Origin of the sequence: Pseudoalteromonas sp. ESRF-bin5 (assembly GCF_002632075.1) — a bacterium.
Lineage (GTDB): Bacteria > Pseudomonadota > Gammaproteobacteria > Enterobacterales > Alteromonadaceae > Pseudoalteromonas > Pseudoalteromonas marina.
The window spans coordinates 1-13,266 of record NZ_NTLW01000143.1 but is presented as its reverse complement, the minus strand read 5'-3'; the positions used below and the strand labels follow the sequence as shown (position 1 = coordinate 13,266).

The following is a 13,266-nucleotide window of genomic DNA, read 5'->3' as shown; positions in this document are numbered from 1 at the left end:
AGCTTAGACGATTATATAAAACAAAAAATAGTTGTAGATATCTTACTGACTTTACTGATACTTGTTGTTGTGTATTTTATCGCAATAAATGTTCAAAAAAGAATAGCTCGACCGATAGAGCGGCTTAGCATGCTATTACAAGACGTATCAAAAAATCATAACTACGATGTACGCGCACCAGTAACCGACGTAAAAGAAATATCAGCGCTTTCTAACAGTTTAAACATCATGCTTACACGCACCCAAAAACAATTGACTCGCCATGAAAAAGACAAAGAAGAAATTAAACAGCTTAACCAAGGGCTAGAAGAAAAAGTAAACCAACGAACCATAGCCCTTCGAGAGGCAAATCAAGAGTTATTATCAACCCTTGAGCGTATGCATCAGTATCAAACGCAGATTGTTGAAAATGAAAAAATGGCATCGCTTGGTCAAATGGTTGCCGGTGTTGCACATGAAGTTAACACCCCAATAGGCCTTGGTATTACAAGCTCTACTTTGCTGCGCGATAAGTTAGCCGATTTACAAATTAGCTTTGATGATAAAAAACTGACTTCAAATCAATTAAAACGCTTTATTGACGACGGTATTGAAAACCTAGATTTGATTTACCGTAACTTAAACCGTGCAGCCGACTTAATTTCAACCTTTAAAAAGGTAGCGGTTATTCAAGATGATGACGTAACTACCTACATTAATATTCATAAGTTAATAACAGATGTTTTGACATCAATAAGCTCAGAGCTTGAAGAGAAAAAACCGGTTATAAACATAAATTGTGCAACCGATTTAACCGTAGAAAGCAAGTCAGAACCATTACAACAAGTACTTATACAACTAATAACAAACTCACTACTACACGGGTTCGTTGGTAATGAAAATAATGAAATACAATTTGATGTAGAGTTAACAGGAAAAAAACTCACTATTATTTACAGCGATAACGGCCAAGGCGTAGATAAAAAAATTAAACACAGAATATTCGACCCATTTGTAACCTCAAAAAGAGGACAGGGGGCAAGTGGCTTAGGCATGCACTTAGTTTACAATTTAGTAACCCAAGCTTTAGGCGGCCATATATTAATTGATTTAGAAAAAAAACGCGGTGCGCGATTCATCATAACCATCCCTTAAAAGTGAAGTAACCAAACACATATATTTACTTGTATTCCTTGAATTACTACTTATTGACCCTATTTATGCTTCATGTGGTAAACAAGTGTAATAGTTATCGTTTATATAGCGCAATTTTTTGAACTTTATTACTTTTGCGATATCACATACATTGATGAAAGATTAGATAGTGATATAATTTAACTTTGAATTAGTCTGATTATTTAACAGCTTTGCGTAGTCAGCCGGTCCATAAATTATCAAAGTAAATGAACTTCATACGTGTATTGATCGATTTAACAGTAGTTTTTGCACGGGCTTTTTGAGCAAACTTTGAACTCTTACTGTTTTATTTTTATCCAACTTGTTTTTTCTTGTTAACAATTGGATATAATCCTATAATCTCTAGTAGTCGGATTTATACTAAATACCGATTTTTTGTAAATAAAATATTCCAAAAAGGTTAATTAATAATGCAAACGCCAGTCATTCTAATCGTAGAGGATGAAGACGTAACTCGACTAAACCTCGTTAGTTTATTTGAAGCTGAAGGTTACAAAGTTATTGAAGCCATTGATGGCGATGACATGCATGACAAGCTTACAAATAACGACGACGTTAATCTCGTAGTTATGGATATCAATCTTCCAGGCAAAAACGGCCTTATATTAGCCCGTGAATTACGCCAAAAACGCAAAGTAGGCCTTATCTTCTTAACAGGTCGTGATAACGATGTTGATCGTATTTTAGGGCTTGAAATTGGCGCTGATGATTACATTACTAAACCATTTAACCCTCGTGAATTGACTATTAGAGCGCGTAACCTTATTACACGTACTGGCCTAAGCGATGATGAATCAGCGCTTGAAACTAATGGTGTTATTACATTTAACGGTTGGGAATTAGACGAAAATAGCCGCTGTTTAACATCTCCTAATGGCGATGCTAAGCGCTTGCCTAAAGGTGAGTACAGAGCACTGCGATTAATGCTTGATTCTCCAGGTCGTATTTTTAGCCGTGAACAACTAATTAAACATATGACAGGCCGTGAGCTACGTGCAAACGACCGTACTGTTGATGTAACTATTCGCCGTATTCGTAAGCATTTTGAAAGCGATAATTCTACATCAGAGCTTATCAGCACCATTCATGGTGAAGGCTACCGCTTTATTGGTAAAATCGACAGCTAGTTAGCGTTTATTCTAATTGCTGTAGAAATAAATGAAGGGCACGTTGTCCTTCATTTATTTTATCTGCCAACACCAGCAGCCACTCCTCAAGCACTTCATCACTCTCATCTATCGCGCCATATTCCATTACTTTTGCATGCAGTTGAACATCGTTCAAACCAACAGAACCTGCGGCACCTTTAAGCTTATGCGCAACCGATTTGTACTCTTCCCTGTCGCCTGTATTTAATGACGTAAGCAGTTCTTGTTGATATTGCGGATTTAGCTTTTCAAACAACTGACTGCTGCGCCTAAACACAACTAACCCCATAGAATTAACAAAGTCTTCTATTGTTTCAATATCTAGCAAATGCGCATCAATACTTTTAAGTGCTTCGTCGGTTACTTTTAGCTGTGGCTCGTTGCATTGAGCTTGCTTAATATCAAATAAGTCAGCGAGCATTTTATCAAGCTTTACTGTATTAATAGGTTTAGCTAAAGCGCCTTGAATAGAAATACCTTCAAGCTCTTCTTCTGCACTTCTCACATTAGCGGTTAGTGCAACAATAGGCAGGTTATCAAAGTGGCTATCAGCACGGATTTGCCTTGCAACTTCATCGCCATTTATATCGGGTAGCTGCATATCAAGTAATACTAAATCTAGGTCGTCTTCGGTATCAACAAACGAAAGTGCATCTTCGCCCGTTTCAGCCCATAGCACTTCATGTCCGCGTTGCTCCAATAAATTAGTGGCTATTTCGGCGTTAAGTGGTACGTCTTCAACGAGTAAAATATAAAGCTCTCGGCCAACATAGCTTTGCTCTGTAGGCGCAATACATAAGCTCAGCGGTATTTGCACTGTAAAGCAACTGCCCTCACCCTCTGTACTGTTTACTGTAATACTGCCTTTCATTGCCGTGACTAGCGCTTTAGTTACCGCAAGCCCAATACCTGAACCTATTGCATTAGTGCCTTGTAAATCAGGTGCTTTATAGTACATGTCAAAAATACGAGAAAGCTGCTCTTGTGGAATACCTTGCCCTGTATCTGAGATTTTAATAACTAACCATGGGCCTTCAGGGCGATTTTCACGGCTACATTCGAGTGTGACTTTGCCATGCTGGGTAAATTTCACTGCATTGTTTATCAGGTTCCAAACCACTTGGCGTAAACGAGTAGGATCAAGCAGTGCATATATATCAAGCATGCCATTTCGCTCAATATCAAACTCAAGCCCTTTTTGCTCAGTTATTAACCCTGCAAAATTCACAACATCGTTTATAAAATCAGATACATTAATAGAGTTGGCGGCAATATCGAGCTGCTCTCTGTCTATTTTATCTAAATCTATAATGTCGTTAAAAATATTACCGAGCGTTTCAGCACTTGAAAAAACCGTGTTACACCAACTGCGTTGCTGCTTATTTAGATCGGTATCGAGCAACATACGTGTTAAGCCCACAATACCGTTAAGCGGGGTACGCAACTCATGGCTTAACGTGGCTATAAATTTCCCTTTATCTTTATATGCGGTTTCAAGCGCCTCAGCCGCTTCTTTACGGCTCGTAATATCACGCCCAAAACCAAGTAAACCTATGTAGTCGCCTTCATCGTTTATAAAGGGAAGTTTTCGTAGCTCAAACCAGCGCGTTGCACCATCAACTTCATAACCTACATCGATGGTGAGTGCTTTGTGAGTTTGCTCTACCTCTTTATCTGTGCGCAATACTTCAGATAAAAAGTCGTTTGGGAATATTTGTTCAACCGTTTTACCTATAAGCTCACTGCTTGATTTACCCATTACTTCTTCAAACATTTTATTGCAGCCAGCAAATACCCCATTGTTATCGCGGTAATAAAATAGATCGGGGGATGAATCAACAATTGAGCGTTGCAACATGCTTTGCTGAGCAAGCTCTTGCTGTGTTTTTTTACGCTCAGCAATTTCTCTACGCAGTTCTTCAATGGCGCGATGCTTAGCATGAAAAGCCATTTTACGTTCATCTATTTCAATATTAAGCCGACTAATATTATCTTTAAGTGTTTGGTTTAATAGTTTTTCTTGTTTAGTTGCGCTATCTAAGTAGGCGTAGGAAGCATCTAACTGACGAATTGAATTAATAAGTACGCTTATAATTAAAGGTGACACAACAGCTGAAAAAAATACCACGGCCAAAATATCTACAAGAAACAATTCGCCTATAGCTACGTAGTAAAACATGCTCGATAAAATAAGAGACGCCGCTAAAAATAAAGCGTAACAAATGGCAGCTGTTTTTAACTCACCAAATCGCGCTATTGAACTTGAAAGCACCCGAACCCAAGGGCTCAAAGAATAATCGGTCATACGTAGTTTTATCTCTTTGCTGTTTGCTTAAATATAAGAAAGGCAATGCTATTTACAGATTTTAGCATTTTTCTATTCGCTATTTTCATGTTGTGCGACAAAAACAGAAAATATTCATACGCAATTTTAGCGGGCAGTAAAGTCCTCGTTTCAGCCATTGATTATTTCGTGTAAAATAATGCGCCTTATCATTGCCAATAACGAGTAACATAGCATGCAAACCAATATGCCCGATATAGCTGACACCGCTCCTGCATTACAAACAGGTAAATTAGACTGGGTTGGCATGGGTGAAATTGAACTGCCATTTATTTTTGAATCGCGTGATTTAAGCCCTGTTACTGTTAATGCCAAAGCCCGCGCATTTGTTAACTTGCACAAAGAAGACGCCAAAGGCATTCATATGTCACGCTTATTTTTAGCGCTTGATTTACTCTCAACAGAGCAACAAGTAAATCCTCAAACAATTAGCCAAGCACTAAATACGTTTATATCTAGCCATGAAGGGTTGAGTAATAAGGCACAGATTGAGTTTAAGTTTGAGCTACCACTTCGCCGTAAGTCTCTATTGAGTGGCAAAGCTGGCTGGAAAAGCTATCCAATCACACTTACAAGTACAATTGAAAATAATATCATTAGTTACGAGCTAACCGTTGATGTTACCTATTCATCAACTTGCCCTTGCTCGGCGGCTCTTGCACGCCAGCTAATACAAAATGCATTTAGCGAAAAATTTAACCAAGACACGCTCAACCAAAAAGAGGTACTTGAGTGGCTTGGCACAACACAAGGCATTGTGGCAACTCCTCACTCGCAGCGCTCAATTGCTAACGTAAAAGTTAAACTTAATAGCAACATTAATGAGTTTGATGTAGTTAACTTAATAAATACCCTTGAAGGCGAGCTTAAAACGCCAGTGCAAGCGGCAGTAAAGCGTGAAGATGAACAAGAGTTTGCCCGTTTAAATGGGCAAAATTTAATGTTCTGCGAAGATGCCGCGCGTAAAATTAAAGCAATATTAGAAACAGACGGTTACGCAGATTACTGGCTACAAATAAACCATTACGAATCGCTTCACGCCCACGACGCTGTGGCGGTTGCTGTTAAAGGTATTAATGGCGGGTATAAGGCATAAAACACCTGCGTTAACTTAAATCACCATTCGGTAAATCATATACAATATTTGGGCACGGTACTTGCTTTAACAAAACAGTGTCAATTTGTTGTTATGGAGTTACCGTATGGAATTCGCTTTATTGTCGATTTTAGTATTAGTGGTAGGTGCATCAATTGCCGCGTCAAAATTTAGTGACGACGGCGGTAATCCTTATCCTTTTAAACGTAAACAAAGTGTATTTACGCAAGTAGAAAGCGCCTTTTTAAACCTGTTAGAACGCGCTATTGGCGATCAATATAAAATAGTGAGCCGAGTTAAGCTTATTGATGTGATCGACTGTAAAGAAGGTTTATCACCTAAATCAAAACGTGCAGCCATTGCTAAAGCCAAAAATAAGCAGCTTGATTTTGTGTTAATCGACAAAGAAAAAATGACCATCGTAGCAGCTGTTGATTTAGTAAATAACGCAAATAAAGATGGCCACAAAGCCCAGCGCGACTGGTTTGTAAATGGCGCCTTAGAAGCTGCAGGCATTCCACACATTCGCATGAAGGTAAAAGCGGGCTATCGCCCATCAGAAGTACGCGATGCCATTATGTTCAAACTGGGTAAACCAGCACCAACAGCACAGCGCCCATTACGTAACCGAGTTCACAAACCTGCTGTTTTATCTCCCTCACAAGCTAAAGCCCATTCAACAGCATTAGCAGAAATATAATTATCAGGTGACTAAATTTGCATTAAAGCGAGCATTTTAAATGTCTCGCTTTTTTGTTTTTTATTGCTAACTTCACGTATAATCAAGCTATTCAAACTCAGGAATCAAACACTATGAATGTTGGTATTATTGGCGCAATGGAGCCAGAAGTTAAAATTTTGCGTGAAGCAATGCAAAACCCAGCTATTTTAACTAAAGCAGGTTTTACATTTTACACTGGTGAATTAGCGGGCTGCACAGTAACTCTTGTTCAATCAGGTATTGGTAAAGTAGCATCAAGCATTGCAACTACATTACTTATTGATAATTTTAAGCCTGATTGCGTAATTAACACCGGCTCTGCTGGCGGTTTTGATCCATCATTAAGTGTTGGCGATGTCGTTATATCGTCAGAAGTTCGTCACCACGATGTTGACGTAACTGCATTTGGTTACGAAATTGGCCAAGTACCACAAATGCCTGCAGGTTTTGCTGCACACCCTAAATTAGTTGAAGCAGCCGAGCAAACTATTGCACAAATTAGCGAAGTTAAAACGTTAGTGGGCCTTATTTGTACTGGCGATACCTTTATGTGTGATCCTGTTCGTATTGATAAAGCCCGCAGCGACTTTCCTTCAATGCTTGCTGTAGAAATGGAAGGTGCGTCTATCGCGCAAACCTGTCATACGCTTGAAACTCCTTTCGTTGTTATTCGTTCAATGTCTGATATTGCTGGCAAAGAATCGCCACAGTCGTTTGAAGAATACTTAGAAACAGCATCAATCAACTCATCTAAAATGGTTGTTGCTCTGCTTGAAAAGCTAACAGCTGTAACACTGTAAATGCTTAGCAATATTGTTCAAAACCATTTGGACTTTATTGTGTTTATAATAGCGCTCCTTGCTGAGCGCTTTTTACCACTCGTTAGTTGGTACCATCCGAATACCGTTTTAGTGGCCGTATTTAGCGCCATAGGCAAACGTATTTATAATAAACAAAATACAAACAGCTACCACTATTTAGCAGCCATACTTGCAAGCGTACTGGTGCTCAGTGTTGTTTTACTAATTGTTATATTGCTACTTGAATTTGCATTTTACCCAGAGCTACTTGCAGGCCTTATTTTATACCTTTGCCTTGAAAGCCAAAGCCTCAATAAAAAAGCCCTTCGTATTGCAAAGCTCACTAAACAAAACCAAAAGTCAGCCGCACGCGAGCTATTAAAACCACTGCTTGCTCGTGAAGTCAGCAAGCTTTCGACCACAGGAATTATTAAAGCCCTCATTGAAAGCTTAATACTTCGTACTGCTCGTTATTACTTTGTGGTTATATTTGTTTTTTTACTTTTAGGGCCAGTTGCAGCACTTGGTTACCGACTACTTACCTTGATGCAGCAAGCATGGCGTGGTGATATTTCACCAAACAGCGAATTTTTAAGACCATTAAAGCTTGTTTTATTTGTTATTGAGTATATCCCGGTGCGTTTACTTACACTCACAATTGCTGCGAGTAAGGCCACAAAGCAAAGTGTTCACTACATAAAACACTATGGCCAACACTTCTATCAAACAAATACAGGCTGGTTACTCAGTGCATGCTCTGCATCACTTGGCGTGCAACTAGGTGGACCCGCTATGTACTTTAACAAGCGGCATAACAAAATGCGAGTTGGTACTGATAGGTTACCTAATGCTGACGATGTACCAGCCGTATTAAATCGGCTTAATCAGGCGCGCGCCTTTTGGGTACTAGTTATTGTGTGTATTGAAATTCTAAAAAGCATTTGAGCTTTACTTAGTAAAAATTGAGTATAAAAAAACCAGCCTAAGCTGGTTTTTTTTATTACCCACACACTTAAGCTACGGTAATGTTTGCAAACTTACGTTTACCTACTTGATAAATAGCGGTTGTGCCTTTTGCTATTTCTAGTTTGGTATCAGTGATTTTTTCTTCACCGTTCAGTTTAACTGCACCTTGTTTTATCATGCGCATCGCTTCTGATGTGCTTGCAACTAAATTAGCTTCTTTTAATAAGTTAGCGATTAAAATAGTGTCTTCTGCAATGGTTACTGTCAGCTCAGGAATTTCATCTGGCAGCGCTTTTTTCTGAAAGCGTTGAATAAAATCGTTGTGCGCAGCTTGTGCATCTTCTTCACTATGAAAACGTGCAATTAGCTCTTTAGCAAGTTCAATTTTGATATCGCGCGGGTTAGTCCCCTGCTCTACACGTTCTTTTTGTGCTGCTATTTGCTCAATCGAAAGGCCACTTAGTAAATCGTAGTAGCGCCACATTAATACATCACTAATCGACATAACTTTACCAAACATGTCATTTGGTGCATCAGTAATACCGATATAGTTACCTAAAGATTTAGACATTTTTTGAACGCCGTCAGTACCTTCAAGTAATGGCATCATTAAAACAGTTTGTGGCTTTTGGCCCTCAACTTTTTGAAGCTCACGACCCATTAGTAAATTAAAGCGCTGATCGGTACCACCCAGTTCTACGTCAGATTCTAATGCAACCGAATCCCAACCTTGCACTAACGGGTATAAAAATTCATGTATTGCAATTGGCTGCCCGCCATTGTAACGCTTCTTAAAGTCATCACGTTCAAGCATACGCGCAACTGTTTGGTTTGCAGCTAATTTAATCATGCCTGCAGCACCCAGCTTTTCCATCCACGTTGAATTAAAAGCAACGGTTGTTTTTGCCGGATCTAGAATTTTGAAAACTTGTTCTTTATACGTTTCAGCATTGGCAAGAACATCTTCGCGGGTAAGCGGTTTACGCGTCACATTTTTACCGGTTGGATCACCAATCATTCCTGTAAAATCACCAATTAAGAAAATAACTTCATGACCTAAGTCTTGAAAAGTTTTCATTTTATTAATTAGTACTGTGTGCCCTAAGTGTAAATCTGGCGCTGTTGGATCGAAACCCGCTTTGATTTTTAACTTTTTGCCCGACTTTAGTTTTTCAACTAACTCGTCTTCAATTAATATTTCTTCTGCACCGCGTTTTATCTCTGCAAGAGCGGTTTGTAAATCCACAGTCTATTACTCCAAAATTCTGCCAACAAAGAGGGCTACTAGTTGTTTTGTATAACCTTAGTTTAACAAGGGCTAAATCAAACTTATATGTGCAACTAACATAACAAATTTCTACCTAATTAAAACAACTTTTTAAGTGATTAATGCAACTAAATAAAATGCGCACAGTCTGAGATAAATTAAGCGCTAAAAAGGCATATAAAGCCCGATTTTAGCGTAATTCAGCGCGATTTAAAATCTACAAAGCACTGGTATTCACACAATATTAGGTATATCCTGCAATATTATGTATTTATTATCTTGACAGCAGAAAAAGGCACGTTATGGTTCACGTGGTTAATACCCTCCCCAAAAAACACAAATTGCTTATCTTATGTTTGGTTTCTGCTATTGCCGCTTTAACGTTTCTTCCATCTGAGAAAGCAACAGCGTCCAAAGACAACAATGCAAATGCATTAGAGATTGGCAAACGCTACGAGCTTCAAGTTAAAGTCGATGACAACGAAAAACTTACCGAGTTAAACTCAGAGCAAGCAGCAGAAAAGCTTCCAGAGTATGATTTAGTCGACCACAAAGTAAAAACGGGTGACAACTTAGCAATTATATTTAAACGCGCGGGCTTTTCAGCGCAAACGCTTCATAAACTAATCAACACAAACGCAGAAACCCGTAAGCTGACTAAAATTCACCCAGGCGAAGTACTGAGCTTTGCAACAGGTAAAGATGGCGCACTTGAACAATTGCGTTACGTTATTTCTAAAACAGATACGCTGTATGTAACCTTAGACGACGAAGGTAATTACAATACAGCGATAGATAGTAAAGAAATAGAAACCCTGACCAAAACAGCTGGCGGCGAAATTTCTAGCAACTTTTGGACTTCTGCAATTGCAGCGGGTTTAAGCGAACGCCAAATTATGAACTTTGCTGACATTTTTGGCTGGGATGTGGATTTTGCTAACGACATTCGTAAAAACGATCAATTTGGCTTAATTTACGAGTCTCACTATGTTGAAGGCGAATTTATAGGTACTGGTAAAATTATAGCGGCTGAGTTTATTAACCAAGGGCAGCGTTTTACAGCAATTAGACATACTGATGGAAACTTCTACACCCCAGAAGGCCGCAGTATGAAAAAAGCATTTTTACGTGCCCCCGTTAATTTTAAATATATTAGCTCGAGTTTTAATCCACGTCGCTTACACCCAGTTACTGGGCAAGTAAAAGCACACCGTGGTATTGATTACGCGGCACGAACTGGCACACCTGTTGTTGCATCGGGTAACGGTAAAGTCGTTAAGGCAGGTTACAGCAAGTACAACGGCAACTACGTATTTATTAGCCATGGCACACAATATGTCACTAAGTATTTACACCTTAATAAAAAGCTTGTTAGAACAGGTCAAAAGGTTAAACAAGGTGATAAAATTGGTACTGTAGGTGCTACAGGTCGTGTAACTGGCGCGCATCTACATTATGAGTTTTTAGTTAACGGTGTTCACCGTAACCCTAAAACGGTTAAATTACCAAAATCAGAGCCTTTACCACGCTCTGAGCTTGCTAAGTTTAAACCTATTGCTGATAACTTTATTGCTCAGTTAGAGCGTAACCGCGAGTTACAACTGGCACTTAAGTAATCAGGCTATCACTGTATTAAAAAGCCCTTACAGGTTTAACCTACAAGGGCTTTTTTGTGCTTTTTATTTATTAACAATAGTTAGCTCACACAGGGTGCTCTATATTAAAGGCTACTAATCTTAATTTTCCTACAATAGCGATACACGCCTAATTCATTAACACATAAATAAGCTGGATAACTAAAGACCCCATCACTAATGGCCAAATATATTTGCTGTATTTTGTTGCCCCTTCCAGCCCCATTTTGCTTTGATACTTTTCAAGTAATGGGATCAGTATTGCCAATGCTACAAATAAACAAACTAAAATAATAATTACATTCATTGAAAAGCCTTTTTATGGTACTTCGCAGCCTTTAGCGCTTTCGTATAAGGCATACCAATGCTCTCGGCTTAAATGAACATTTATAGCCTCACACGATGCCTTAATACGCTTAGCATTAGTAGTGCCAATAATGGGTTGAATCGACGCTGGGTGGCGCAGTAGCCATGCAAGTACAATAGCCTCTGCAGAGGTACCATAAATTGCAGCAAGTTTATTTACTAAAATACTTGTGTTGATATCGGCTTGCGACGCATTTGATAAATCACCGCCGGTATACAAACCTTGGCACAAGCTCCCCCAACTTTGTATTTGAATGTCAAAGCTGCGGCAATATTCAATGTTACCAGGCGTAAAGTTAATGTCTTTCCCGTCGCTATTACCAGCATACAAGCCTTCATCTATAAATTGATGTTTTTGTAAGCTGGCCTCTATTTGGTTAGCTACAATAGGCATATCAAGAGCATGCTGCAAAAAGTTCATTTGGTGTTGCTGCATGTTTGATACGGCAAAATGTTTTACTTTGCCACTTTCTTTTAAACAGCTAAATACACGTGCAACTTCATCAACTTCCATCAAAGGATCTGGGCGATGTAACATGAGTACATCAAGGTATTGCGTATTTAATCGCTTAAGTGAGTTTTCTACAGACTGTTCAATCCAATCGGCTGAAAAGTCATATCGCTTAGGCCCTTTTTCATCAGCAAACTTTATACCGCATTTAGACTGAATGTATATGTGCTCTCTCAGCTCTGGGCGCTCACTGAGTGCTTGACCAAATACCTGCTCTGCTTTGCCAAAAGTGTATATATCTGCGTGATCAAAAAAATTAATACCGCCTTCAATCGCGTTATCAATGCACTCGTGGGTTTGTTTAAGGTGCGTGCTGGTAATCGGGTCTTTATTCCAACCGCCTCCCAACCCCATACATCCAAATACAAGTTTACTAACATTAGGTAAGTAGTGAGCTAATGGAGTGTGAAGCATAATGACTATCCTTAAAATTGCGAAGAGCCACCACTTTAAACAAAAACTTCAAAACAAGAAACCATTAACGAACAGAAGTTTCGGACAAAAAAAAGCGCAGTAAACTGCGCTCAATGGTTGGTTGAAATTAAATCTCAATTTAGCCAACAAGTGCCAACAAAATACCTGCAGCAACAGCACTGCCTAATACGCCCGCCACATTAGGGCCCATTGCATGCATAAGTAAAAAGTTATGTGGGTTATTTTCAAGCCCTACTTTATTAACTACACGCGCAGCCATAGGAACGGCTGACACACCAGCGGCACCAATTAACGGGTTGATAGGGGTTTTTGATATTTTATTTAAGCCTTTAGCCATAAACACACCTGATGCTGTACCAATACCAAAAGCAAGCGCACCCAGCACTAAAATACCAATAGTCTCTACTGTCAAAAAGTCATCTGCAGCGAGCTTAGAGCCAACCGCTAATCCTAAAAATATAGTTGTTATATTGATAATTTCGTTTTGCGCACTGTTGCTTAAGCGGTCAACAACACCCGATTCACGCATTAAGTTACCCAAACAGAACATACCTACTAGCGGTATTGCCGCTGGTAAAAACATGGCTGTTGCAGTAAGTACCATAAGTGGAAAAATAATTTTTTCCTTTTTAGATACTTTACGTAGCTCAGGCATTTTAATTTGGCGCTCTTCTGGTGTTGTGAGTGCACGCATAATAGGAGGCTGAATAATTGGAACTAGCGCCATGTATGAATAAGCAGCTACCGCAATGGCACCTAATAAATCAGGCGCTAATTTTGAGGCTAAAAATATTGCCGTTGG

At 39.2% G+C, this 13,266-nt stretch carries 12 protein-coding genes; 7 read left to right on the top strand and 5 right to left on the bottom strand.

Features of this window, described 5'->3' with window-relative positions; all coding sequences use genetic code 11:
• On the top strand, positions 1 to 1,134 hold a 1,134-nt coding region (locus tag BCG07_RS07945), incomplete at its 5' end, for a sensor histidine kinase (protein WP_286889702.1).
• A gap of 452 nt (positions 1,135 to 1,586) precedes the next feature.
• Positions 1,587 to 2,303, top strand: coding sequence for a two-component system response regulator ArcA (gene arcA, locus BCG07_RS07940; RefSeq protein WP_006794331.1), 717 nt, complete (start codon positions 1,587 to 1,589; stop codon positions 2,301 to 2,303).
• 7 nt (positions 2,304 to 2,310) lie between these two features.
• Here arcA and arcB read toward each other — a convergent pair whose 3' ends face one another.
• Positions 2,311 to 4,629, bottom strand: coding sequence for an aerobic respiration two-component sensor histidine kinase ArcB (gene arcB, locus BCG07_RS07935; protein WP_243531589.1), 2,319 nt, complete (start codon positions 4,627 to 4,629; stop codon positions 2,311 to 2,313).
• 214 nt (positions 4,630 to 4,843) lie between these two features.
• Here arcB and folE2 point away from each other — a divergent pair, with 214 nt between their 5' ends.
• The 4 genes from folE2 (at position 4,844) to BCG07_RS07915 (ending at position 8,230) form a co-directional block, all read left to right on the top strand.
• On the top strand, positions 4,844 to 5,764 hold the full coding sequence (gene folE2 / locus BCG07_RS07930) for a GTP cyclohydrolase FolE2 (RefSeq protein WP_008130926.1): 921 nt from the start codon (positions 4,844 to 4,846) through the stop codon (positions 5,762 to 5,764).
• 106 nt (positions 5,765 to 5,870) lie between these two features.
• On the top strand, positions 5,871 to 6,464 hold the full coding sequence (locus tag BCG07_RS07925; RefSeq protein WP_006794335.1) for a DUF2726 domain-containing protein: 594 nt from the start codon (positions 5,871 to 5,873) through the stop codon (positions 6,462 to 6,464).
• Between the two features lie 113 nt (positions 6,465 to 6,577).
• Positions 6,578 to 7,285 (top strand): 5'-methylthioadenosine/S-adenosylhomocysteine nucleosidase, encoded by a 708-nt coding sequence (mtnN, locus tag BCG07_RS07920; protein ID WP_006794336.1) that lies wholly within the window; start codon positions 6,578 to 6,580, stop codon positions 7,283 to 7,285.
• Positions 7,286 to 8,230 (top strand): cobalamin biosynthesis protein CobD/CbiB, encoded by a 945-nt coding sequence (locus BCG07_RS07915; RefSeq protein ID WP_243531591.1) that lies wholly within the window; start codon positions 7,286 to 7,288, stop codon positions 8,228 to 8,230.
• Between the two features lie 67 nt (positions 8,231 to 8,297).
• Here the strand turns inward: BCG07_RS07915 and tyrS are convergent, their stop codons facing one another.
• A complete protein-coding gene (tyrS, locus tag BCG07_RS07910; RefSeq protein WP_006794338.1) occupies positions 8,298 to 9,497 on the bottom strand; it encodes a tyrosine--tRNA ligase in 1,200 nt (399 codons plus the stop codon).
• A 323-nt stretch (positions 9,498 to 9,820) separates the two neighbouring features.
• On the opposite strand from tyrS, the gene BCG07_RS07905 reads away from it, so the two are divergent.
• The gene (locus BCG07_RS07905) at positions 9,821 to 11,134 is read left to right on the top strand and encodes a peptidoglycan DD-metalloendopeptidase family protein (protein ID WP_010556536.1); all 1,314 of its coding nucleotides are present in this window, start codon (positions 9,821 to 9,823) and stop codon (positions 11,132 to 11,134) included.
• 148 nt (positions 11,135 to 11,282) lie between these two features.
• On the opposite strand, the gene BCG07_RS07900 is transcribed toward BCG07_RS07905, so the two are convergent.
• The 3 genes from BCG07_RS07900 to BCG07_RS07890 all read right to left on the bottom strand — a co-directional run.
• Positions 11,283 to 11,459, bottom strand: a complete 177-nt coding sequence (locus BCG07_RS07900; protein ID WP_170865578.1) for a hypothetical protein — start codon at positions 11,457 to 11,459, stop codon at positions 11,283 to 11,285.
• Positions 11,460 to 11,471: 12 nt separating this feature from the next.
• The gene (locus BCG07_RS07895; protein WP_006794341.1) at positions 11,472 to 12,443 is read right to left on the bottom strand and encodes an aldo/keto reductase; all 972 of its coding nucleotides are present in this window, start codon (positions 12,441 to 12,443) and stop codon (positions 11,472 to 11,474) included.
• A gap of 139 nt (positions 12,444 to 12,582) precedes the next feature.
• Positions 12,583 to 13,266, bottom strand: a 684-nt coding sequence (locus tag BCG07_RS07890; protein WP_286889697.1) for a sodium ion-translocating decarboxylase subunit beta, incomplete at its 5' end; no start/stop codon positions are given.